The sequence below is a fragment of the Nocardia sp. bgisy118 genome (genome assembly GCF_057708605.1).
On the sequence record NZ_JBYISM010000004.1, the window covers coordinates 192,388 to 215,854 of the forward strand.

The 23,467-nt window shown below is 67.7% G+C and carries 21 protein-coding genes; 13 read left to right on the forward strand and 8 right to left on the reverse strand.

Annotation, left to right across the window (positions count from 1 at the left end; translation table 11 throughout):
- Nucleotides 1-220 precede the first annotated feature (220 nt).
- The 7 genes from AC3EO7_RS06650 (at nt 221) to coaD (ending at nt 8,683) form a co-directional block, all read left to right on the forward strand.
- The gene (locus AC3EO7_RS06650; RefSeq protein ID WP_431969733.1) at nt 221-715 is read left to right on the forward strand and encodes a hypothetical protein; all 495 of its coding nucleotides are present in this window, start codon (nt 221-223) and stop codon (nt 713-715) included.
- The gene (locus AC3EO7_RS06655) at nt 715-2,091 is read left to right on the forward strand and encodes a hypothetical protein (protein ID WP_435590707.1); all 1,377 of its coding nucleotides are present in this window, start codon (nt 715-717) and stop codon (nt 2,089-2,091) included. The genes AC3EO7_RS06650 and AC3EO7_RS06655 overlap by 1 nt, the downstream gene beginning before the upstream one ends.
- A complete protein-coding gene (locus tag AC3EO7_RS06660; protein WP_431969731.1) occupies nt 2,088-3,464 on the forward strand; it encodes a VWA domain-containing protein in 1,377 nt (458 codons plus the stop codon). Before AC3EO7_RS06655 ends, AC3EO7_RS06660 begins: the two co-directional genes overlap by 4 nt.
- A 13-nt stretch (nt 3,465-3,477) precedes the next feature.
- Complete coding sequence (locus AC3EO7_RS06665; protein WP_431969730.1) at nt 3,478-4,593, forward strand: ATP-binding protein; 1,116 nt, start codon at nt 3,478-3,480, stop codon at nt 4,591-4,593.
- Nucleotides 4,590-7,376 (forward strand): DUF5682 family protein, encoded by a 2,787-nt coding sequence (locus AC3EO7_RS06670; RefSeq protein ID WP_435590708.1) that lies wholly within the window; start codon nt 4,590-4,592, stop codon nt 7,374-7,376. Before AC3EO7_RS06665 ends, AC3EO7_RS06670 begins: the two co-directional genes overlap by 4 nt.
- Nucleotides 7,377-7,549: 173 nt before the next feature.
- Nucleotides 7,550-8,062, forward strand: coding sequence for a DUF2199 domain-containing protein (locus tag AC3EO7_RS06675; protein ID WP_435590709.1), 513 nt, complete (start codon nt 7,550-7,552; stop codon nt 8,060-8,062).
- Between the two features lie 144 nt (nt 8,063-8,206).
- Nucleotides 8,207-8,683, forward strand: a complete 477-nt coding sequence (gene coaD, locus AC3EO7_RS06680; RefSeq protein ID WP_435590710.1) for a pantetheine-phosphate adenylyltransferase — start codon at nt 8,207-8,209, stop codon at nt 8,681-8,683.
- A 205-nt stretch (nt 8,684-8,888) separates the two neighbouring features.
- Here coaD and AC3EO7_RS06685 read toward each other — a convergent pair whose 3' ends face one another.
- Complete coding sequence (locus AC3EO7_RS06685; RefSeq protein WP_435590711.1) at nt 8,889-9,209, reverse strand: DUF6191 domain-containing protein; 321 nt, start codon at nt 9,207-9,209, stop codon at nt 8,889-8,891.
- 327 nt (nt 9,210-9,536) lie between these two features.
- On the opposite strand from AC3EO7_RS06685, the gene AC3EO7_RS06690 reads away from it, so the two are divergent.
- Nucleotides 9,537-10,151, forward strand: a complete 615-nt coding sequence (locus AC3EO7_RS06690; RefSeq protein WP_435590712.1) for a hypothetical protein — start codon at nt 9,537-9,539, stop codon at nt 10,149-10,151.
- A gap of 613 nt (nt 10,152-10,764) precedes the next feature.
- Here AC3EO7_RS06690 and AC3EO7_RS06695 read toward each other — a convergent pair.
- Nucleotides 10,765-11,316 carry a hypothetical protein gene (locus AC3EO7_RS06695; RefSeq protein WP_435590713.1) on the reverse strand — a complete coding sequence of 184 codons (552 nt, stop codon included), beginning with the start codon at nt 11,314-11,316 and terminating at the stop codon, nt 10,765-10,767.
- Between the two features lie 703 nt (nt 11,317-12,019).
- On the opposite strand from AC3EO7_RS06695, the gene AC3EO7_RS06700 reads away from it, so the two are divergent.
- The gene (locus AC3EO7_RS06700; RefSeq protein WP_435590714.1) at nt 12,020-12,988 is read left to right on the forward strand and encodes a protein kinase family protein; all 969 of its coding nucleotides are present in this window, start codon (nt 12,020-12,022) and stop codon (nt 12,986-12,988) included.
- 489 nt (nt 12,989-13,477) lie between these two features.
- Here the strand turns inward: AC3EO7_RS06700 and AC3EO7_RS06705 are convergent, their stop codons facing one another.
- Nucleotides 13,478-13,849, reverse strand: coding sequence for a helix-turn-helix domain-containing protein (locus AC3EO7_RS06705; protein ID WP_431969721.1), 372 nt, complete (start codon nt 13,847-13,849; stop codon nt 13,478-13,480).
- A 79-nt stretch (nt 13,850-13,928) separates the two neighbouring features.
- On the opposite strand from AC3EO7_RS06705, the gene AC3EO7_RS06710 reads away from it, so the two are divergent.
- Both AC3EO7_RS06710 and AC3EO7_RS06715 read left to right on the forward strand, forming a co-directional pair.
- On the forward strand, nt 13,929-14,114 hold the full coding sequence (locus AC3EO7_RS06710; protein ID WP_431969720.1) for a hypothetical protein: 186 nt from the start codon (nt 13,929-13,931) through the stop codon (nt 14,112-14,114).
- A complete protein-coding gene (locus AC3EO7_RS06715; protein ID WP_435590715.1) occupies nt 14,115-16,469 on the forward strand; it encodes an MMPL family transporter in 2,355 nt (784 codons plus the stop codon).
- 442 nt (nt 16,470-16,911) lie between these two features.
- Here the strand turns inward: AC3EO7_RS06715 and AC3EO7_RS06720 are convergent, their stop codons facing one another.
- The 3 genes from AC3EO7_RS06720 to fabG form a co-directional block, all read right to left on the reverse strand.
- Complete coding sequence (locus AC3EO7_RS06720; protein ID WP_435590716.1) at nt 16,912-18,984, reverse strand: serine/threonine-protein kinase; 2,073 nt, start codon at nt 18,982-18,984, stop codon at nt 16,912-16,914.
- 66 nt (nt 18,985-19,050) lie between these two features.
- Nucleotides 19,051-19,476: a hypothetical protein gene (locus tag AC3EO7_RS06725; RefSeq protein WP_431969717.1), complete on the reverse strand. Its 426-nt coding sequence runs from the start codon at nt 19,474-19,476 to the stop codon at nt 19,051-19,053.
- Between the two features lie 118 nt (nt 19,477-19,594).
- Complete coding sequence (gene fabG / locus AC3EO7_RS06730; protein WP_431969716.1) at nt 19,595-20,356, reverse strand: 3-oxoacyl-ACP reductase FabG; 762 nt, start codon at nt 20,354-20,356, stop codon at nt 19,595-19,597.
- 106 nt (nt 20,357-20,462) lie between these two features.
- Here fabG and AC3EO7_RS06735 point away from each other — a divergent pair, with 106 nt between their 5' ends.
- Together AC3EO7_RS06735 and AC3EO7_RS06740 are read left to right on the forward strand one after the other, a co-directional pair.
- A complete protein-coding gene (locus AC3EO7_RS06735; protein WP_431969715.1) occupies nt 20,463-21,083 on the forward strand; it encodes a QsdR family transcriptional regulator in 621 nt (206 codons plus the stop codon).
- 180 nt (nt 21,084-21,263) lie between these two features.
- A complete protein-coding gene (locus AC3EO7_RS06740) occupies nt 21,264-22,328 on the forward strand; it encodes a GNAT family N-acetyltransferase (protein ID WP_435590717.1) in 1,065 nt (354 codons plus the stop codon).
- 16 nt (nt 22,329-22,344) lie between these two features.
- Here the strand turns inward: AC3EO7_RS06740 and AC3EO7_RS06745 are convergent, their stop codons facing one another.
- Nucleotides 22,345-22,728 carry a DUF488 domain-containing protein gene (locus AC3EO7_RS06745; protein WP_431969713.1) on the reverse strand — a complete coding sequence of 128 codons (384 nt, stop codon included), beginning with the start codon at nt 22,726-22,728 and terminating at the stop codon, nt 22,345-22,347.
- Nucleotides 22,729-22,733: 5 nt separating this feature from the next.
- Nucleotides 22,734-23,378 carry a LutC/YkgG family protein gene (locus tag AC3EO7_RS06750; RefSeq protein ID WP_435590718.1) on the reverse strand — a complete coding sequence of 215 codons (645 nt, stop codon included), beginning with the start codon at nt 23,376-23,378 and terminating at the stop codon, nt 22,734-22,736.
- Nucleotides 23,379-23,467: the final 89 nt, after the last annotated feature.

Consider the following 23,467-nt stretch of genomic DNA (forward strand, 5'->3'; position numbering starts at 1 on the left):
TGCTCGAGACCGGCTGGGAGGAGTGGCCGAAGGCCGGTTCCACGGCCGGGCACAGCGTCGCCCAGCGCGAGGTTAGCAGCCGGTACCGACAACATCGTCTCTGTCGAAAAGTACTGCGCGACAGTCGTTGTCGGTATTCACAAGATCAACAACAGGACGGCGAACTTGTCGGTGGGCTCGCGTAGGTTTTCGGTCATGAAGAGAAACGGGAGGGAACGCGATGGACTCGGGTGACCGCGAGTGGGAGCGGGCGGCGGTGGTGCAGACGCTGCCCGTCGTGGCGCCGCGCAAGCTGGCCAAGGTGCCCTTCGTCGAAATGGCGGACGGGCGGTTGCAGGGCGTCGTGTCGAGCGGATCGGACATCGCGCGGGTGTACGTCTCGTCGGTGGCGGCGAAGACGCACGGACTCAGCTGCAGCACCAACAACAATCGGCCGTGCGGCGGCCTGCGCGGCGCCTATCCGTGCAAGCACATCGACGCGCTGCTCGACGAGGCGGTCGTGCAGTACGGCGTCGAACGGGTGGCCCGCTACCTGGGAGTCGAGATCGCGGAGGGCGCGAGCCTGTACCACGCGCTGAACTGCTCGCACGAGCCCGCGCCCGCGGCGGTCGTGTTCAGCCGCTTCCTGCGCCATCTGGCGTACCTGGAGCTGCCGGGCGGCACCGCGCCGATCCCCGAGTTGCAGTGGTTCCCCTCGACGGGGGTGAGCCGCTGATGCTCGGCGTACAGATGGCCGAACTGCTCGAGCCGCTGCCGGGGGTGGCGGAGGCGCTCGATGTGGTGACCGGATTCGACACCGCGCTGACTCACGGATTCGCGCGGCTCACCGACGAACACACGGCCGCGCTGGCGAACCTCGCCGCCGCGACCGGCGGATCCCCGCTCGGGCCCGCGATCGCCGAGGCGGTCGCGAAATTGAGCGCGGGTTCGATCGGCCCTGAGGAGCTCTCGGCGCTGGCCGGCGGGCGGGCCGCGCTGCTCGGCGCCGTGCACGACGCGCTGCTCGACCGTGTGGACACGGCCATGGGTCGCGAGCGCGCCGCCTGGGAACAGCCCGAGCCCGCGCACACACCGCACAACCTGGCGGTGGGCAGCCGCTCCTGGTTGCAGGAGGTGGCCATCACCGGATGGCGCGGCGTCGACCACGACCTGGTCTCCGCCGCCGACAAGACCGTCGAGGCGCTGCTGGCCGAACCCGCCCTGCGCAGGCTCGCCGTGCTGCTCGACGGCCTGACGGCCGAGCTGCGCGCCAGCTGTCCGGTCGCGACGCTGGATCGGCTGCCGCAGCGCCGCTGGGCGGACCTGTGGGCGCGAGCGCTCCTGTTGTCCTGGCGCACCGGCGGATTCGCGGAGACGACGGCGGTGTCCGGGCGGCTGCTGCCGCTGGGCGTCGACGTGCACGAGCACGGCACCGCGGTGCAGGTTCAGCTGTACGCGCTGCTGGAGACGGCGGCGGGAGCGACGCGCCGGGTGCGGGTCAGCGTCGCCGCGGCCAAGGTCGACACGATCGTCGGCCCCGCGATCTGGCAGCTGTTCACCGACCATCCGCAGCTGATGAAGGCGATCGCCGAACGGCTGAGCCTCGATATCGACGGCATGCCGATGACCGCGGGCGGCGACCTGATCTGGCACGACGAGTCGGCTCGTCTGGGCGCGAGCGCCGATCCGTTCGCCACGGCGCGTGTGGGGCTCGCGGGCGCGCTCGCGCCCGCCGTTCCCCCGCTCGATCGCGATCCGGTGCACCTGTGCGAACCGGTCCTGCTGGAGGGCTACAAGGTCGAGGACGGCGCCATCGAGCTGGACGGGCACCGGCTCGCCCTCGAACTGGATCGGCTGCCCACCTGCGGTCCGCTCACACCCGCCGCGGTGAACAGCTCCTCGACCTGCCTCGGCATGCTGCGCTGGGATGCCGGGCGGTGGTCGCTGCGACCGCTCGCGGTGCGCAAGAAGACCAAGGGCGTCGAGGTCGACGTGCACGGCGGCGACTGGGCCTGCGGCCCGACCGACCCGAAAGTGGTCAAGGCGCAAGCGAAGTCGGGCGATGCGGTGGCGGTGCTGAGGGAACGAGCGGGACGGCTGCTGAGAAAATGACCGACAGCAACGAGACTCGACGGCAGATCCTCTATTGGCGGCTGCTGGCGGGCATTTTCGACAGCGAAGCCCAGCCCGCGCTGGAGACGTCGAGCGTCGCGATCGTCGACGACCTCGGCCTGCCCGCGGCACTGCTCGACCCCGGCGTCTCGATCGACAATGTCGTGCAACGCTTCCCGGATCTGGGGTCCGAATTCGACGGCCTCGGCGTGCACGTGCGTGCCGCGGAATCGATGACCGGCGTCGTAGGAGCGGACGAGCCGGATCGGGACGCAACCGAAGCCGGAGACCAGCGGGATCCCGTCGATACGGAGGCCGACGCGGTCATCGGCGCGGGCGAGGTGCGTTCGGCCGCCTTGGTGTCCAAGCTGTTGCTGAACGTCTTCGCGACGGGCGGCGGCACGGTCAGCGCGACCCAGCTCGCGGGCTGGCAGCGCGACGCGGGCTGGTTGCGGCGCATGCTCGGCGCAGAGGGCGGCGGCGAGGTGCGCGGCGTGCTGGCCGATCTCGAGGCCGACCTGGTCTCGCGGATGCGGCTGCGCGAAGTGCTCGCCGATCCCGCGCTGGCGTCCCAGCTGACACCGAGCATGTCGCTGCTCGAACAGCTGTTGCGCGACAAGGCGAATCTGTCCGGCGTCGCGCTGGCCAACGCCAAATCGCTCATCCGGCGCTACGTCGAACAGGTCGCCGAGGTGCTGCGCACCCAGGTGCAGCAGACCACCGCGGGCACCGTCGACCGCTCGGTGCCGCCGAAGCGCATCCTGCGCAATCTGGATGTGGACCGCACGATCTGGAAGAACCTCACCAACTGGAATCCGGACGACGAGCGGCTCTATGTGGACCGCCTGTTCTATCGGCAGACCGCCAAGCGCACCGTGCCCGCCCGGATGATCGTGGTGGTCGACCAGTCCGGTTCGATGGTGGACTCGATGGTGAACTGCACCATCCTCGCCTCGATCTTCGCCGGACTGCCCAAGGTCGACGTGCACCTGATCGCCTACGACACCCGCGCCATCGACCTGACGCCGTGGGTGCACGACCCGTTCGAGGTGCTGCTGCGCACCAACCTCGGCGGCGGCAACGACGGCCCCGTCGCCATGGCGATGGCCCAGCCGAAGATCGTCGACCCGACCAACACCGTGCTGGTGTGGATCTCGGACTTCTACGAGTTCGACCGCTCCCAGCCGCTGTACGAGAGCATGCAGGCCGTGCATCGCAATGGCGTGAAGCTCATCCCGGTCGGCTCGGTCAACAGCTCCGGGCACCAGAGCGTGAATCCCTGGTTCCGGGAACGCTTCAAGGCCATGGGCACGCCGGTGATCTCGGGCCGCATCCAGAAACTCGTGTTCGAACTCAAGAACTTTCTCGACTAGGAGACCTCAGACCATGACCGATACCACGCTGCGCGCCCCCGCCGAACTGAAGTACGCCGAGGAGCTGGACTGGCTGGAGTCGATCGACGACGGCCCCAAGCCCTTCGCCTGGCGGCTGAGCCCGAAGATGGTGCGGCTGTTCATCCTCGGTTCCGAGCGCTCCGACGGCCTGGACCGGCAGATCGACCAGAAGTGGTTCGGCGACCGCAGTTTCGTCGAGCGCAGCATCGTCACGCTGGCCTCCGACCGCGGGCTGCTGCTGATCGGCGATCCCGGCACCGGCAAGAGCTGGCTCGCCGAACTGCTCTCCGCGGCCATCAGCCGGAACTCCACGCTCGTGGTCCAGGGCACCGCGGGCACCACCGAGGATCACATCAAGTACTCCTGGAACATCTCCATGGTGATCGCCAAGGGGCAGTCCAGGGAATCGATGATCCCGTCGCCGATCATGACCGCGATGGAGCAGGGCGTGATCGGCCGCTTCGAGGAGCTGACCCGCTCCACCAGCGATGTGCAGGACGCGCTCATCTCGATCCTGTCCGAGAAGTACGTCTCCATCCCCGAACTCGACGACGACAACGTCGTGTTCGCCAAGCCGGGCTTCTCCATCATCGCCACCGCCAACAGCCGCGACCGCGGCGTGAACGACCTCTCCTCGGCGCTCAAGCGGCGCTTCAACTTCGTGCGCATCCCGGTGGTGACCAACAAGCGCAGCGAGGCCGAGATCGTGCGCTTCCGCACCGCGGAACTGTTGCGCAGGCACCAGATCGAGCTGGAGCTGCCGCCCACGCTGCTCGACATCCTGCTCGACAGCTTCGCCGATCTCCGCTCCGCGGCCGCCGCCGCGACCAGCGACGACGAGAAGCTGGAGTCCGCGCTGTCGACCGCCGAGCAGATCGGCGTGCTGGAGGACGCGATTCTGCACAGCCAGTTCTTCGGCGACCGCACGTTGCGGGCGGAGACGCTCGCGGGTTCGCTGGTCGGCTCGCTCGCCCGGCGGGCGCCGGAGGATCTGGCCATCCTCAACAAGTTCTGGCACGGCGTGGTCGAACCGCGCAGCAAGGACGCCGGCGGGGACTGGTCGGAGTTCCTGGAGGGCGGCCGGGCGGCGATCGCGAGGCTCTCGTGACCGGTCCGTTCGGCGCGCTGCGCGAGCAATTGGCCGAGGCCGCGACCCGATTCGCGGCCCAGCCCGGCGCGGTCGCGGAGATCTTGGCCGGCATCGTCGACGACGTCGACCGGGCGCTGGCGGTCGAGCTCGAGATCTTCCCGGTCTGCCATCATTCGCCCGCCTCGGGGCTGGCGATGGTGCGGCGACTGCACGAGAAGCGACCCAAGGTCGTCTATCTGGAACTCTGCGAGGACCTGCGGCCGATCCTGGACGAGCTGCGCAACTGCAAGCTGCCGGTGGCGGTGCAGGCGTGGGCCGGTGAACTCGACGGCTTCCCTACCACCTGGGCGCCGCTGTCGGTGGTCGCGCCGATCACCGAGGCGTGGGCGGAATACCAGGCGATCTCCTACGCGCTCGACACTCCCGGCGTCGAACTCGTGCTCGTCGATCGCTCCACCGACCACGTCTTCCAGTGGGCGCCGAACGGCGGCACGCCGGACGGTGACACACCCGCCGACAAAACGCCGGAGCCCACCGAGGACGGCGCGCTGCACGGCGACGCCGTCGGCATCGACATCGGTGATCTGCGACCGCATTTCGCCGAGCTGGAGGAGCACCTGCTGCACCACGGCAAGGTGCGGCACTGGTCGGAGTGGTGGGACCAGTACGTCGAACAACCGCTGGCGGGAGCCGATTACGACACCTACCGCCAGGTCATGGTGCTGATCGGCAGCCTGTTCCGCCGGCTGCGCCGCACCGGCGTCGAGGAGGACGAGAACCGCGAGCGCTACATGTGGACGCGGATGCGCGAACATCTCGAGGCGACCGGCGCCGACCCGGCCGACTGCCTCTACGTGTGCGGGGCGTTCCACGCGGCCAGCAGGGTCGAGCAGTTCGGCCTCCCCGCCGACGCCGCGCCCTACGAGATCACGCCGCGGTCGAAGACCACTTGGCAGTACGGGCTCATCCCGTCCAGCCACTCGGCCATCGAGGAGCAGTTCGGGCTCGCCTCGGGGTCGGTGTCGATCGCCGCGGCGACCTGGTCGAAGGGATTGCGGCGGGGCGGTGTGAAGCCGTTCCAGCTCGCGGGCCAGAAATCCGCGAGCAAGAAGACGAGCAAGCGCACGCCGCCCGTCGTGACCACCGCCGCGGTGGCCGACCAGCTGACGGGGTTCCTGTCCACGCCGCCGCGGTTGGACTCGCTCGACGAGGCCGAGCTGCTCGACTGGTCGGTGGACATCGTCAGGCTGGCCCGGCGCAACGGCTACCTGGCGAGCACCGCCGATGCGATCGCGGTGTTCGAGACCTCGATCCTGTTGGCGGGCATCCGCAATCGCGCCCGCCCGACGCCGTACGACTTCCAAGACGCGGCGATCACGTGCATCGAGAAGGACCACGTCCCGGGTCGCCGCGACGTGCGCAAGCTGTGCGAGATCCTGCTCGGCGGTGATCGCATCGGCCAGGTGGGCTACGCGGCCCTGCCGCCGCTCGCGCGCGACGTGCTCGATCGGCTGGCGCCGCTCGGCATCGACACCGGCAAGCGCACCGTGCAGCGGTCGCTGCTGGACCTGCGGGCCGACCCGCACCTGCGGCCGTGTTCGGATCTGCTGTGGATCCTGCGCAGGCTGCTGCCGTCGGACGCGGTGCGGCCGATCATGGGGTCGCGCACGCTCGGTGAGAGCTCCATCCAGGAAAGCTGGGATCTGGCGCTCGGCAAACACCAGCGGGCCCTGGTCGAGCTCGGCTACGAAGGCGTGACCATCGAGCAGGTGCTCGAGCAACGGCTGCGCATGGCGGTGTCCGCGGCCGACGCGACGGCCGCGGTAGCGCTGGCGACGGTGGAAGACGCGCTGCTGTACCTGAAGTCGCCGCGGCTGGCCGACGAACTCGGCCACCGCGCCGTCGAACTGCTCGCCGCCGAGCGATCGGTGGACGACGCACCCGAGGTGCTGCGCCGAATCCGGCTGCTGCTCAACTATTTCCGATCGACCGAGGACGGTCTCCCCGACTGGTGCGGCCGGTTCGTCACCGCGGGCTACGCCCACTACTGCACGCTGCTGCCGACCGCCTTCACCGACGAGAACACCGGCGTGCGACCGGTCGCCGCCATGCTGGGCTTCCTGTTCGGCATGGAGAACCTGGCCCTGTCGCTCGGCTGCGACCACACCCAGCTCGAGCTGGCGGTGTTGCAGTCGCATCCGGAGGCACCGGCGAAGGTGGCGCTGCTGTGGGCGACACGCCTGCAACTCGGTCTGCTCACGCTGCCGGAACTGCGCACCCGCTGCGACGACATGCTGGCCAACCCGCTCGTGGTCCCGGCATTCCCGCAGTATCTGAGCGGTTTCGTGCAGGCCATGGATCCGGTGCCGTCCTTGAAACCCTTTGTGGTGGAGCTGTTGTCGAAGGCGTTCGGCCGCCTGCCGGACAGCGTGCTGCTGCCCTGGCTGCCGAAGCTGATCACCACCCTGCGCGGCCAGGCCGGTGAACTGATTCCGGCGCTCACCAGGGAGGCGGGTCGCACCTTCCCGTCCGGTCTTGCGGCCGTGGACAGCTGGAGTCCGCCGTGGACGGGCACGCCGCAACCCGCGGCCGCGCCCGCTCTCGCGGCGGCGGGCGGACCGGTCACGGATCTGCTGTTCGCCCACCCTGCGGCCTGCGACGCGCTCGGCGCGCTGCTCGGCCACAGCGGCGAATGGCAGCGCCCGGCCGCGACCCCGCACACCGAGGTCGCGGCGCTCGTCACCCGGCATCCCGAAACAGCGGCGGCCCTGGCCACACTCGTCCCCACCGCGAGGCGCTGAGCCGCCCACGCCGCCGCGGACACCCGCTCTCCCGCCACGCCGGAGCCATCGGCGCGCGGGAGAGCGGGTGTCCGCAGACCCGAACCCGCCGAAAGATTCTCCACGGCGTCTTCCGGACCAAGAGCGACTCTGCGATCACGAGAGCGCGATGTCCGGTTTCTATGCTGTCAGGCATGTCGACAGATCTGGCGTTCCTCTGCTCTCACTGCGGTCAGGAACACGATGGCCTGCCATTCACCTATGGCACGGTCGCGCCCGCGTACTGGAACGAGGGCATGGAAGGCGGTTCGGGCAATGTCCTCGGCGACGACCAGTGCGTGATCGCCGACGAGCACTTCTTCCTCCGTGCCCGCCTGATCCTGCCGGTCCTGGACTCGGAGAAGGACTTCGAATGGGGCGTGTGGATTTCGCTGAGCAAGGCGAACTTCGCACGTGCGACGGAGTTGTGGACCAGTCCGGAGCGGGTACAGGAGCCACCGTATTTCGGCTGGCTCTCAACCGAGCTGTCCACATACGAACCGACGACCCTGAACTTGAAGACGAAGGTGCACAGCCAGCCCGTCGGTGTCCGCCCGACGGTCGAACTGGAACCCACCGACCACCCACTGGCCGTGGAACAGCGAACCGGCATCACCCTCGCCCGCGTACAAGCCATCGCCGAACTACTGCTGCACCCTCAGCAGTGACAACCGTCGTAGCCCCGACCAACTACACCACTTCGGCAAACACGCCGAAAACGAGCTGACCGATGACAACGAGTCGTCGGCGGCTTCCCCCAGCAACCAGACCTCGGCATGTGACACGACGCCGTCGGTGTACCTTCTGTAGCCATGTCAAAAGCCCTGTGCACCGGGTCTTTCGACCCGGTGACCAATGGCCATATCAACGTGTTCGAGCGGGCAGCAGCCCAGTTCGACGAGCTCGTGGTCACGGTCATGGTCAACACGAACAAGAAGACGATGTTCACCATCGACGAGCGCATCGAGATGCTGCGCGAGGTCACCGCCTCCATCGGCAACGTGCGGGTGGCGTCCTGGCAGGGGCTGCTGGTGGACTTCGCGCGCGAGCAGGGAATCACCGCGATTGTGAAGGGGCTGCGCTGCGGCGACTTCGACTACGAGCTGCCCATGGCACAGATGCACCGCACGCTCACCGGCGTGGACACGTTCTTCATTGCCAGCGACCCGACCTACGGGTTCCTGTCCAGCTCGTTGGCCAAGGAGGTCGCCGCGTCAGGTGGCGACCTGATCGACCTGCTGCCGGTGGCTGTGCACAGCCGGCTGCTGAAGCGACTGGCGGAAAAGTAGGTCTTGATCCTCTCTCGCACGGCCGATCTCGAGATGATCGCGGTTATCACCCACCAGCGCGCATAGTCTCCTCGACAGTGCAGGTGCGCCCGCTCTTCGGCATGAGACTGCGCTCGGTCGTGTGCACACACTTGTCGCCGATCTGCTGTACAGACCGCAGAGTGATCTGCCCGCCGCCGTGCAGGCAATTCTGCCCGACCTCCGATCAGATCTCGAACGGGTCCGACTGACTCTGCTCGCATTTCGCACCGGGCAGGCGCACGATACCCTTCGCAAGGTCCACTCCCGGCGGATCACCGGCGCTATCGAGCTGTTCACCACGCAACTGACGGCTTCGAATCTCCTGCTGCGTGTGCTGGCTCGACGGGGCAAACAATGCCTGTAACTCCCCGAAAAGGCCTGCGGCACCGCCGGTGCCGAACTTGCCTCGAGGGGCAACCCAGCCACGAACCTCAGCCAACACAAACAGTCGGTCAAGGGCCACAGCAAACACGACAATGCCAACGACCATCCACACCAACGGCATATCCACCCCTTACGTCCGTCGCCTCGACGGTACCCCTCGAGTGTCTAGGCCGGCTGGTCTAGCCGCTGTGCCATCTACGTTTCGGTCAGTGCGGCGCAGGCGGAGTCATACGACGGCAATCGCACGCTCATCGGAGGAAGCGGACGTTCGTGACCGCGCGATAGGCGGCATACGACGTGTTGTCGAGTACGGCCGGTTCGATCATAGGGCGGCCCTCCACAAGCGGCAGCAGGCACAGACGCTTCGGCGTGGTGGAATGTGCTGCACCGAAACGTATTTCGTTCACCGGTCGCAGTGGGCGACCGCGTTCGAACGTAAGGTGGGCGGGTGGACGGTACTGCATCGCTGGTCACCCAGTGGGAGTCGCGTTTCGACCTGTCATGGGACTCCTTCTGGGAGAGCCTGAGCGCGCCGTGGCAGCGGGCTGTGGCGGGCACCGCGTCAGAAGCCGCACCTGACGCCGCATCGATACTCGGTCGGCGACGGCTCACGACCGACCTCGAATGGGTCGGATATTTTCAGCCGATGACTTGTCTGCCGGCGGTGCGCGAGGCCCTGCTGTGGGATGAAAACGGCATGGATCTGGGACCGCTGACACGAACTGACGAGGGCGACGTTCGGTCGTGGGATCGACTCCTTCTGGGTGGGCCTGCGCGCGTAGATCTCGGGCAACTCAGTGGAGTTCCGGTGCGCCATCTGGTCCTGTCCGTGGTCGATGTCGAGACGTTCGATGCCCTCGGTGACGTGACGGGACTGAAGTCGCTGATTCTCGACCTGTACGGCGAATCTGTTTCGCTGCCACCGCTTCCTAACTTGACCGACCTGACGCTCTACTCGGATACGCATGTGGATCGCGACAGTATCCGGGTGAACCCGGGCTTGCGGATCCGCTCGAGCGATGAGCTGTTCTGTCCGCCGTTCGGGCCCGGCGATGTTGCTTGATGAGCGATCGAGCCCTGCTGCCGAGGCAGGATTTCCTTCCACCATTGATATTCGAACGCAAAGTCTCACCGTCGCTCAGCTGAGGCGTGATTCCGAGACAGGCGCCGAGTAAGGTTGGGCCCGGTCCGAAGGTTCACTGGCGGGTACCAAACCCCGCGCCACACCGGGACCCCGAGAGCCAGAGGGTTCACCGGTAGTTCCTCGGCCAGGGAGACGTCCACCGTGATGCTGCGCACCGGGGGTAACTCGGCGTCATCGGTGAGCAGATCCGCCACCATCGCCAAGCAGTCCCGCTCATCGAAGCCGGTCACACCAGCGTACGGACTGGTCCACCAGAGAGCTGATCCGCGCTCTCGATCGAATTCGATCCAAAACCGCCGCACCATGGGCATACGCGCCCTCCTCCATGGACACATACCGGCGAACGCTCGCACGATACCAATGTCCGTTCAGCGCTCACCACTCGATAATCGGCTACTTGCCGAGCGTTCTCTCAGTCCGATCTCGGGCTTCACCGTCGGTGACAAATAGGTTGGTCGGTCACAGCCGTCACGGCATCGGCTACGAGGCGTCACCCGAATATCAGTGGCCGACCTGTGGATTCGTAACGCTCCTACGGGTCGCCGGCCTTTTCCGATGCGCTTGCGTGGTCCGCGTTGAGAGCAGTCAGGGCTGCGTTGCCGCCTTCGGCTTCGAGCCGACGGAGTTCGTTGTGGCGCCGCACGCGCGTGCTGGTGAACTGGGGCGCTGCGGGAGCATCCTCGCCGCGGTTCTCCGGCCTCAGCACGATCTTCGACAGCCAGTACCGGTACTGCCAGGCACCACCGACAAGACCGGTGTCGGCGATCTTGTTCAGGTCGGCGTAGGTGAATTTCTTCTCTCCGGACAGGTATTCGTCGACGAGGGCGAGGTACATGTCGGTTCCGCTCTGGTGACTCAGCCACAGCCAGCGGGCGAGCAGGGGATCATTGTTCGTCGCCACGAGGTCATCGAGGATCTCGTGCTCCATTTTCGCGTGGTTGGCTCGGTCGATCGCCCACTGAAGCAGATCCTGGCGGCGCCGCCGCGCGCGTGCCGTACGCCGCGATGCGATGATCGCGAAGAGGATCCCGGCGATACCGACGGCGGTTCCGGCCATACCGGACACGGCAAGAAAGTCGTCCATACAGGCCCCTTCGAGAACTGTGCCGAGAGCGCCAGGCGATCGGCCATAGCGCTGTACCGCAACAGTACTGGGACCGCCCAGGCCGGTGCCGATCTCGCACCATGCCCACACCACGACTCCTTCCACCGGGGCCGCGACGATGTGGCAGCCGGACCCTCGTTGGTCCCGTCGACGATCAGGTCGCGGATGAACTCGGCGAGGGCGGCGAACACATGAAGACGAGGCGGCCGCCTGGTGTAGTGGTGTCGAGGGCTTCGCGCACCACCTCCGACGATCGGATCGAGGGTGTCGCCGTCGAGCACGACCGCATCAGGTCGGTCGGTCGTCGCGATCATAGCCGTGGCTGTCCGAGAAAGGTCTGACAGAATTTGTTGAACACCAACTGTTTTCGACGCATTTGTTGAACACCATGCTGGCGCGGTTCGTACAGTGCGGCCAAAGGGTATTTGGATCGGCCTCACAAACATGGTCCCGGATGCCGTCCGCCCGTCCCAGGGGGCGCGCCGCCGGGCTATCCCTCGTGTGTGCGCGCCCTTTGGACGGACTCGAGTATCGCAGAGAGGTCGGTGCCCTGGTGGAGGTAGCCGTCGAGAAGCTCGACGCATCGCGTGGTGCGCGTTTGGCTGCCTACAGTGCCGTCTCCACATCATTGGCGCTGTGCAGTGATCGCGAACTGCGCGACCTAGTGGATACGGCTGCGCCGATGGGTTCTGGCATCGGCGGGATTTCGGCGTTGCTGGAGGTCGACGGGACCCCGGTCTTCGTCAAGCGGCTGCCGCTGACCGATCTGGAAAGGCAGCCGGAGCACGTCCGGTCCACGGCGAACCTCTTCGGGCTACCTGTCTTCTGCCATCCCGGCCTCGGGGTCCCCGGAAGCCCGGGATGGGGGGCCTGGCGGGAGTTGGCCGTGCACACCATGACGACGAACTGGGTGCTCGCACAGGACCATGAGGGCTTTCCCTTGATGTACCACTGGCGGGTGCTGCCGCACACCGGGCAGGCGCTGCCCGAGGAACTGGCCGATGTGGAGAAAGTTGTCGCCTACTGGGGAGGCGGACCACAGGTGCGCCACCGGATCGAGGCGCTGCGGGACTCCTCGGCGAGCGTCGCACTGTTCCTGGAGTATATTCCGCAGAACCTGCACGACTGGCTGGACGTTCAGGTCAAAGCCGACGATGAGACCGCCGAGCAGGCATGCACCATGGTCACGAAGGAACTCGAAGCCGGAATCTCCTTCATGAACGCCCGCGGGCTCCTGCACTTCGATGGCCACTTCCAGAACATCCTCACCGACGGCAAGCGGCTGTTCTTCACCGACTACGGCCTCGCGATCTCCTCCCGGTTCGACCTGTCCAAGGAAGAGGTCGACTTCTTCGCCGACCACCAGACCTATGACCGCTGCTACACCCTCACCCACCTGGTGCAGTGGCTCGTCGTCGCCCTGTACGGGTACGAGCGGGACGAGTGCATCGCGTTCGTGCACGCCTGCGCACGAGGGGAACCTCCAACGGGAATTCCGCCGCAGATCGCGGCGATCCTCACCCGCCACGCACCGGTCGCCGCAGCAATGACGGACTACTACCGCGAGTTCCGTTTCGAGAGCAGACAGACCCCGTATCCCCTGGAGGCGATCCGCCGGATCGGCGGGCCGGACAGCTCGCTCACCATCTGATGGCCCCCGGGCGGCCGACAACAGGGCTGGATGCGGCAGGCCCTGGGTACTTTGATCCGCTTCTGCTGAACGGCCTGCCTACGGCCGAACGTACCGCGATGTCGATTCCCTCTGCCGAGGCAGTAGTGCTCGACGGAGCCGGACATATGACACACATCGACGCGCGCGAACAGTGGCGGTCGACCGTCGAACGCTTCCTGCACGAGGCGGACTCAGTCACTCCCCCGTCTGTGACTGAACGCTGACATCGAGGTGGGAACTCGCACCCAGCGGCGATCTAGACGCTCGCGAACACGCGAAACGTCAGACAAAAGGACAGTCTTTCAACGAACAGGGCAGTGCACAGTTCAGTGCCTGTCAGCTTCAGTGCAGTGCGCAGGTCAAGGTCGTTGTGCATCGGCTGAAGCCCAGTGGCGACGGCGTTTACTGAACGCTTCGGTGACAGATTCGCGCGCCGCGGCCCGCCGCGCGAATAGTTCAGTGCCCAGCTCACGGCGTCGGCGCACTGTCCTGTTCGACGCGATCGCATTGGTAGCGCAGGTATTCGGCGTAGGACAGCACCGTTCGGTAGTCGGCCGGGCGCAGGTCGACACCGAGCAGCGTGCTGGTCTGCACAGGGAGGTCGAGAATCTCGTCGGCCGAGATGTCGGAGAAGCGGGCCAAGCGGGCGAGTTCGCCGCTGTGTAGCTTGCGGTTTCCGCGTTCGAGTTCGGATACCGCGCCGCGTGGGATCGAGAGGGCCGCCGCGATGTCGTCCTGGGTCTTGCGTGCTTCGCGGCGCAGCGCCCGCAGGCGCGCACCGAATCTCTGCCATGCGGCGGCGTCAGCGCCGTGGCGTAATACAGCTGGTGAGTTGGTCATCGGTGCCCGCCTTGTCCCAGATCGGCAATCGGTCGGGTGTGCTGGTCGTGGTCGCGCAGCAGTCGCATCACGGTGGCCGGTGAGGGGTGCCGCGAGCCTGCCTTGTCCGATCGGCTGGCACGACGGATACACCCTCGGCATCGAGCAGATCCGCGCACACCCCGACTACCGCGGTGCCACGATCGTCCAGTTGGCCGAAGCCATCACCGAGACCGAGACGCTCACCCCACGCCTAACCGCCGCGCGCATTGTGGCGGTGGTGTGAGTGTTTGCGTGGTGGGGTGGCCTGGTCTCGCGGATCCGGTTCGTGGTCATCGGGGTGGTGGCCGCGGGCATGCTCGGTTTGGCCGGTTACGGGGCCGGGCTCGCGGATCATCTGAGTTCGGGCGGGATGTTCGACCCGACCTCGGAGTCCTCGGAAGCCGCGCGGCTGGCTGATACGGCGTTCGGGCGCAACCACGACGGTGATGTGCTCGTCCTCTACACCGCGCCCGAGGGGAAGACCGTCGACGATCCCGAGTTCTCGGCCAAGGTCGTCGAAAGCCTCAACGATCTGCCACGACGATACCCGGAGCAGATCTCAGGGATCATCGCCGCCTACTGGCGCACCGAAACCGGAAAAATCAGTGGCCCCCGGATCGCGACCGACGATCGCAGACACGCCTTCGCGGCCATCGCCCTGCACGGCGACGACGACACGTCGATGATCCGCAACTACCGGGCTGTCAAGGGCGCCTTCGACATCGCTGGCGTCGATGTGCAGGTGGGCGGGTTGCAGCCGGTTGCCGGCGCACTCAACGACACCATTGCCGAAGATATCCACCGGATGGAGCTGCTGGCCTTCCCCGTCGTCGGGCTGCTGTTGTTCTTCATCTTCGGCGGTCTCGTCGCCGCGTCGCTGCCGTTGGTCGTGGGCGGGCTGACGGTCTTCGGCGCCTTCGGCATCGTCAAGTTCCTCACCGAGTTCACCGAGGTCAACTCGTTTGTCTCCGCCGTTGTTTCGATGATCGGGTTCGGCCTTGCCATCGACTACGGACTGTTCATCGTCAGCCGGTTCCGCGAAGAACTCGCCGAAGGCTATGACACTCCTGCCGCCGTGCGGCGCACCGTGATGACCGCGGGCCGCACCGTTGTCTTCTCCGCGACGAAGATCGTCGCCAGCGTCGGCGGAATGCTGCTGTTCCCGCAAGGATTCCTGAAATCCTTCGCCTATGGCGCGATCGCGACGGTATCGATGGCGGCGCTGACCGCCATCACGATCCTGCCCGCGATGCTGGCGGTCCTCGGACCGCGGGTGGACATGCTGGGTATCAAGCGATTCCGCAAAACGAGGTCGGCTGAAGAGGTCGAGAACGGGTTCTGGGGACGCAGCACCCGCTGGGTCATGCGCCATCCGATCAAGGTCTTGGTCCCGCTCGTGCTCGGGCTCGTCTTGCTGATCCTGCCCATCGGCAACCTGGCATTCGGCGGACTCAGCGAGAAATACCTGCCACCGGACAATCCGACCCGTCTGGCCCAACAGGAATTCGACCAGCTCTTCCCGCTTCGCAAATCCGACCCGATCGAACTGATTTTCGTCTCCGAGGACACCAACGCCATTGGCGCGCTGTGGAAACAAGCAAACGCCGCACCCGGCCTGGCCGAAGCGTTCGGTGTGCCGGCCCGCTCGACCACACAGCCCGAGGTCTTCCGCACCACCGCCGTGCTCACCGACTCGAGCAACGCCGGGCCCGCCATCGATTACCTGCGTGACCTCCCCCAGCCCGAGTCCGTGCGCATGCTCGTCGGTGGTATGCCCGCCCTGCAGAAGGACAGTGTCGATACCCTGCTATCCCGGATACCGTGGATGGTCACCCTGGTCGTGCTTATCACGACGGTGCTGATGTTTCTGACTTTCGGATCACTGGTGCTGCCGATCAAGGCCGCACTGATGAGCGCGCTCGGCCTCGGTTCCACCCTCGGAATCCTGACTTGGATCTTCATCGACGGCCACGGCGCGACGCTGCTGAACTTCACCCCGCAACCGATCACTTCGCCGGTGCTGGTGGTCATCGTGGCCATCATCTACGGCCTGTCCACCGACTACGAGGTCTTCCTGCTCTCACGCATGGTCGAAGCCCGCGCGCAGGGGGCATCGACCACCGAGGCGGTGCGCATCGGCACCGCGCACACCGGGCGCATCATCACCGCCGCCGCGTTGATCCTGCTCGTGGTTGTCGGCGCATTCGCGTTCTCGGATCTGGTGATGATGCAGTACATCGCCGTCGGCATGATCGCGGCCCTGATTATCGATGCCACGGTCCTGCGCATGCTGCTGGTCCCAGCGACCATGAAACTGCTCGGCGACGACTGCTGGTGGGCGCCAGAATGGATGAAACGCATTCAACAGAAAGCCGGGCTCGGCGAACCTGTCCTCGACGACGCGCACCCTCGTAACGCCAACCCGGTGGATCTGATCCGCACGACACCGGTCACCGATCCGGTCACCACACAGCTGCCCGCGGTGTTCGGTCCCGACCCCGCGCCGTCGCAACGGCGGGTGTCACGACTGCGGCGACCACGCCCGCCCCGAGCCATCTCAACCGACACTGAACCGCCCACCACGCCGATCCATCGATAAATGCCATACGCACGCCCATACCGCTGGGCGCGCTATGGGCGGATCGGTCAGCGCGGTACTGCGGTGGTGAGTTGTGGGCCGTAACCGTTGATTACCAAGCAGGTGGCCGTGCCCTTGCGGGTCCAGCGGGTCTGGTCCGGGTAAGGACGAGGTTGCGAAGCTGATCGAGCATGGTGCTGTTGGTCAGGATCGCTATCGTGGCGTCCATACAGAGGCGTTCGGACTGTTGAAAGGCCTGTGCGGTGCCGGGCCATGGTCCGGACAGGCGTACCTCGGTGATCACCTCCGCATAGTGCGGTTCGTTGCAGGGGACCAGGGTTACGTGGGTGACCCTGGCATCGGCGGGGGTGTTCGTGAGGCAGTCGTCGGTCACCCACTCGAAACCTGCGGGATCGACTTCTTCGCCTGCCAGGAACAACGGCCGGACCGTAAACCCCTGCCGCTAGCCGAAATTGGTGCGGAACCACCCCAACAGATCCGCTTCCGACTTCACGCCCTCGTCCGGATCGTCCTTGGCCAGGGCGCACACATCGACCATGAGCCGGAATTCGTCGTGCACCGCCAGCAGGCAGGGGCGCGCGCCGAACGTGGCGTTCTCGTCGGTGTAGCAGAAGAAGCGGCCGACGGGGCCGGATGCCTTGCGCCACACGTCGTCCGCGCCGGAGCCACCGCACGCGCGTCCCGACACCTGCCCCAGCCCGGCTTGATATCCGAAGGTCATCGTCCGGTGGTCAGGGAAACCGAAGAACGTGGGAGCGGGGTCGCCGCGGTGGGTGGCGCAGTGGATCGCCGCTTCCGCCGTGCTACCCGCGGGCAAGTCCATGTGCTTGCAGGTCGAGGGTCCGAAATCGCCGGTCAGGTGATCGAGGACGCGCCGATCGGCGGCGGTGAAGAAGTCCGGGTCGACCGTCTTCTCCTGCGGCAGGAAATGGTAGAGATGGTGCGACGCAACGTAATCGCGCGTCGGCTGGTCACTCGGGTCCGCCCAGATGTAGATACCCAGCGAGAGCTGGTCCTCGTCGGCCACGGCGAGCACCGGTTTGGGCGTCGCCGGGTCGTCGACGCGGCTGGTCAGGCATGCGTCCCGCCCCGCGGGCTTGCCGTCCACCACGAGGGGGCCGTCGTCGCCCGGCGGATCGTTCGGACAGTTCGTGGCGTCGTATGCCTCGACGACGAAATGCCGGTAGTAGTCCCGCAGGCCGTCGAGGGTTCGGAATCGGAAGAGGCGGGCGGCGGGGGCGTCCGTCCGGTCGTTGGCGTCGCAGGACACGATCGCCGTGGTGTCGGCGGCAGGCTCGCGGTGCACGCAGTTGGTGCGCTTGTAGCCGATCAGGCCCGCGCTGGCCACCAGCTCCACATCCGCCGGGTTCAAGGCGGCGCGGTCGGGAACCGCGGTGCCGTCGGCGGGCCTGCCCGAGGCCATCCAGGCGACGAGAACCGTTGCCGCCGCGAGTATCACGGCGGCGATCAGCGCCGGGACGGCCAACCGGCGCGCCGTCCGCCGCAAGTTCCGCTTCGGCGGCCCGAGCGACCGCGCACCGCCGTCTTCGGCGAGCGGCCGGATTCGCGGCCCGTCTCCGGCTGTAGCGCCCTGCGGCACAACGGCTTCCGCGCTCGTGACGGTGTCATCGCCGATGGCCGCTTCCTGAGTCGGGAGCACCGGCAGTGCCGCCTCCGCCTCGCCCCGCAGCGCCTCCTGCGCGGCGGCCGCGAACTCCCCCGCGCTGGCATACCGTGCGTCGGGGTCCTTCGCCAGCGCCCTGGCGATCACGGTGTCCATGGCCGACGGGATCTCCGGACGGAGCGTGCTCGGCCGCGGCGGCGGCTCGTTCATGTGCGCCCGCATGATCTCGCCGTCGGTCTCGGCCGGGAAGGGTCTGGCGCCGGTGAGGCATTCGTAGAGCACGCAGCCGAGGGCGTAGATGTCGGCGGACTGGGTCACCACGCGCGAGGTGAACCGCTCCGGCGACATGTAATGGAACGAACCGATCGCCGAACCGTCGGCGGTCAGGCCCTCGGCGGTGCTGGAGTGCGCGATGCCGAAGTCGACGAGATAGGCGAAGCCGTCGGGCGTGGTCAGGATGTTGTCGGGCTTGATGTCACGGTGCACCAGCTCGTCACCGTGCGCGGCGTCGAGAGCGGCGGCCACCTGCTTGATCAGTTCGACCGCGACGGCCGGTTCCAGCGGCGCGTGTTGCCGCAGTACCGCGCGCAGGTTCTCGCCTTCGACAAGGCGCATGTCGATGAAGAGGTGCCCGTCGATCTCGCCGTAGTCGTGGATCGGGATGACGTGCGGTTCCTTGAGCCGGGCCGCGGCGTGCGATTCGCGCCGGAACCGTTCGCGGTAGACGGGGTCTTCGGCGAGCCGCTCGGGCAGCACCTTGATCGCGACGACGCGATCCTTGCCGGTGTCGTAGGCCTCGAACACCTCGCCCATGCCGCCGCGACCGATCAGCCGGACCAGCCGGTACGGCCCGAATTCCGATCCGACCTCGAGTCTGCGCTGGTTCGTCATATCGATCCTCCGTGACGCGCATCGCTCCCGGACGGCGGCGCGGCCCCGTGCCGCGCGAGCCGTGGATCAGCCGCCGAACACCGCACACCCGTGGCCGACGTGCACGCCGGTGCCGACGGACACCGCGTAGTCGGCGGTGATGACGTCGTCGGGCGCCTGCACCACGCTGATCGTGTGCCTGCCCGGCGTCGCGGGCACCCACTTCAGCAGCGCGACCCCGCCGGTCGGCCGCACCGTGGCGAGCGGAATACCGTTGTCGTAGAAGTACACCGGCGAGACGGCGTCGGTGAGGAATGCCTCGATCGTGTAGCTACAGCCGGTGCCGAAATTGGTCGCGAGGCCGTAGCCGAGGTCGGGCAGAACACCGACTCCGGTCGCCGTGGCGCCCGCCGAGGGCGCGGCGGCCACGGCGATCGCGGCGGCGCCCGCACAGGCGCTCGCCATCACGGTGGCGCGAATCGGCCGCCGACGAGTATCGCGGTCAACGATCATCCTGTACCCCTTCCGGGACGCCGGCCCCTTCCGATGGTATCGCTCCGACACCGGCGGATTGCGCCATCCGCCTATCATGGTGGCCGTTCGCTCCGGCGAGCGCGCCGCGGCGCTGCGGTCAGTCGGTGGGGCCGCCCGCCACGTAGATGACCTGCCCGGAAACGAATCCGGCGCCCTCGCCGACCAGGAAGGAGACCGTGTTGGCGATGTCCTCCGGCTTGCCGGTGCGTCCGACCGGGATCTGCTTGGCGGCCGCCTCGCGGAACTGCTCGAAGGTCACGCCGAGCCGCTCGGCGGTGGCGGCGGTCATATCGGTCTCGATGAAGCCGGGGGCGATGGCGTTGACCGTCACGCCGAACTTGCCGAGCTCGATGGCCAGTGTCTTGGTGAAGCCCTGCATGCCTGCCTTCGCCGCGGAGTAGTTGGCCTGGCCGCGGTTGCCGAGCGCGGAGGTGCTCGACAGGTTGACGATGCGCCCCCACTTGGCCTCGGTCATGTACTTCTGCGCGGCGCGGCTCATCAGGAACGAGCCGCGCAGGTGCACGCTCAGCACCGAGTCCCAGTCGGCGACGCTCATCTTGAACAGCAGGTTGTCGCGGGTGATGCCCGCGTTGTTCACCAGCACCGTCGGCGCGCCGAGTTCGTCGGCGACACGCTGCACGGCGGCTCCGACGGACTGTTCGTCGGACACGTCGACGCCGACCGCGAGCGCCTTGCCACCCGCGGCCTCGATCTCCTCGACCACGGGCTTGCAGGCGGCCTCGTCCAGATCGAGGACCGCGACCGCGAACCCGTCCGCGGCGAGCTTGCGTGCGGTGGCGGCGCCGATGCCGCGGGCCGAACCGGTGACGATGGCCGTGCGAGAAGTCGGGGCGCTCATGGTTCTCCTGACTGTCGAGGGTGGTCCCGATTCGAGGGGACATCCATAAAATACAACTCGACCACTGCGTCTCCAATGAAATGGCGGCGGCTGTACGATTCACGTGGTGACCACTTCCTCGCGGCCCACCGCCACCCGCTCCCCCGGACGCCCGGCTTCGGCCACCCGCGAGCAGGTCATCGAACTCGCCCGCCGTGCTTTCCTGGCCGGTGAACGCGTCGACGTGCAGGCGATCGCCGCCGAGCTAGGGCTCAGCCGCGCCTCGGTCTACCGCTGGTACGGGTCGCGGGACGGTCTGCTCGGCGCCATGCTGCTCCAGGAATACGAGCAGATGATCGCGCGCGCCGACGCCAAGCGGCGGACCAGTGGCGCGGAGCGCATCCTCGAGGTGCTCGACCGCGTCGCCCGCTGGGAGGCGGTGAACGAGCCCTTCCGGCGCTACTTCGAGAACGAACCGATCTCGGGCCTGCGCATCCTCACCGCCAGCGACGGACCGGTCCAGCCGCGCGCGGTCGCGGCCGTCACCGAACTCATCGCCCGGGTCGAGGAGGAGGACGGCTACCGCCCACTCCTGGAACGAGAGCTGTTGGCGTACACGCTGGTTCGTTTGGGCGAGGCGTTCCTCTACACCGACACCGCCGCGGGCATCCGCAACGACGTGGACCGGCTGCGCGAGGTGCAGTCGGTGCTGCTCGGTCTCACCGAGCAATCCGGCGCCCCCGCCTGATCCGCGCCCGCGACACCGACCCGAACCCACGCGGGTGGGCCGTCCGCCATGCCGCGGAGCGACAGTGGCGCTGTGCGGCGTCGAAATGGTCTGTGGGCCCGTGAAAAGCCCGAGCCGGGCCGGGCGCGGTGTGGCAATCTACAACCCGACATCCGCACCCACGATCTTCGGGAGCCGACGATGGCACTTCGCAAGTGGCCCACCGCTTTCGGCGCGGTCGACTACGATCGGCTGCCGGCCGCGCTGGATCAGCTGGCGCGCGCGCACGCGCGCAGGGCGCTGGCCAGCACCGATTCGCACGAACCGCTCGCGCTGATCGATCAGGCCGTCTCGATCGGCGCGTGCGCCGAGGCGCTGCTCAAGGCCGTCCTCGCCGCGATCGACATCCACCTCGTGCGCGGGCAGTCGGCGGGCATCGAGACGACGCTGACGCTGGCGGGGCTGCCGGAGCATCCGGACCGGCCGCTGCCCGACATGTGGACCGTGGGCGCGATCGAGGCCGCGCAGGTGCTGAACCGCGCCACACCCGCCGACGTTCGCCTACCGGAGGAGCTGCTCGCGCGGATCGTCACGGTGCGCGACTCCGCCGTTCACATGGGCTTCGTGGACCGCGCCGAGAGCGAGCGGGCCCTCGCCGATCTGGTCGTTCTCGTCGATCGGGTGCTGTCGATTCGCCGTGGGCTCGGCCAGGACGCCGACTGGGCCGCCTTCTGGTCGCCGAAGCATCTCGAGCGAGCCGACACGATCCGGTGCGAGCGCATCGCACCGGTCGTCGAGCTGATCGAACTCAGCGAGGACAACCTCCCGCTCCTGCTCGACGCGGCCGTCGCCGACGCCGACCCGCTCGAGGTCATGGCGCCGGTGCCAGGTCCGCCCGGCTGGACCGAACAGCGGAAGCAGGCATTCCTCGCCTTTCACCGTGACCGCGCGCTGCACCCCACCTGCCCGAACGAACGCACCTTCGTCATCACGGCCGGGGGGCGGGTCGTCGGCGCGGCGCGGCTCGAACCGCACGGCGAGGAGGTCGAGGCGGGCGTGTGGATCGGCCGTTCGCATCGCGGCCAGGGCGTCGGCGGTCGGGTCGTAGCTCGGTTGCGCGAGCTCGCCGCCGGAACCGGCGCTCACCGCCTCACCGCCGTCACCACGCCGGACAACGCCGCGGCGCGGCGGCTCATCCACACCGGATTCGGCGCGCGGCCGCGCGTCGAGGGCGACGCGGTCACCGGCGCCGCGGAGTTGCGCTGACCTTCGCCGATCGACCTCAGTCGCCGCGTAGCTGGTCGAGCAGCACCGAGACGTGACTGTGCGACGGGTCCTTCGCCGCGGTCACCAGGGTGACGGGATGCTCGGCCGCCAGCTCGCGCAGCTCCTGGAGACCGCGCCGCTGCGGTTCGCCGGACAGTTCGGCCTCGTAACGCCGGGCGAACTCGGCGAAGTCGGCGGCGGAGTCGTGGTGGAACCAGGTGCGCAGCTCGTTCGAGGGAGTGATCTCCTTGTCCCACAGGTCGATTCGGGCCCGCTCTTTGCTGATGCCGCGCGGCCACAGCCGGTCGACCAGCACGCGGCGGCCGTCGTCGTCGCTCGGGTCCTCGTAGATCCGCTTGGTCCGGAACTCACTCACGTTCGCGTCCTTCCGCTGTGCCATCCGGTTCACTCCACGACGAGCACGATCAGTCTGCGCGGCCCGTGTACTCCGGGCGCCACGGCGTCGGCGGTCGCCGACGGGCCGCTGACCAGGATGGTCGAGCGGCGCGGGTCGAGCCGGTCCATGACCTCCGGCAGCGACGGCTGGATCTGTTCGGCTCGCACCACGCAGACGTGACAGTCGGGCGCCAGGGTCGAGGGACGGCGGCTCTGCCCTTCGCCGCCGTCGAGCACGAGGACGCCGATATCGGCGGCCGCGGCCGCGCAGGTGGTGACCACCGCGTCGACCTGTTCCGTCTCGCTCGCCGTCGCCAGCGGACTGTCGGGAACGATGCGGTGCCCTTCCGCGGCCGCCCACCGAGCCAGCCATTCACCGGGTAATCCGTCGGGGGCGATCACCGAGCGCGCGCCGTGCTCACGCAGCGCGCCGTCCACCCGGTCCGGGATGGCCGCGGCGGTGATTCGGCGCAGCTGCGCACCGTGCTGTGCCAATCGCTCGGCGAGCAGATCGACCAGCTCGGCCAGGTCGCCGCGCTCGGGGCCGGAGCCCGGGCGGGCGGTGGCGTGCGGCACCGGTACCACCCGTTCGTCATCGGGTAGCTCGACCAGCGCGTCCCTGATCCTGCGCAGCAGATCCTCGCGAGAATTCACGTGCGCCACCATCCGCTCGTGTTCGCCCAATGTCCCACTCCCCCAGCGGTTTCCACCATCTCACCGGCTCTTTCCGGATAGGCGTCGCG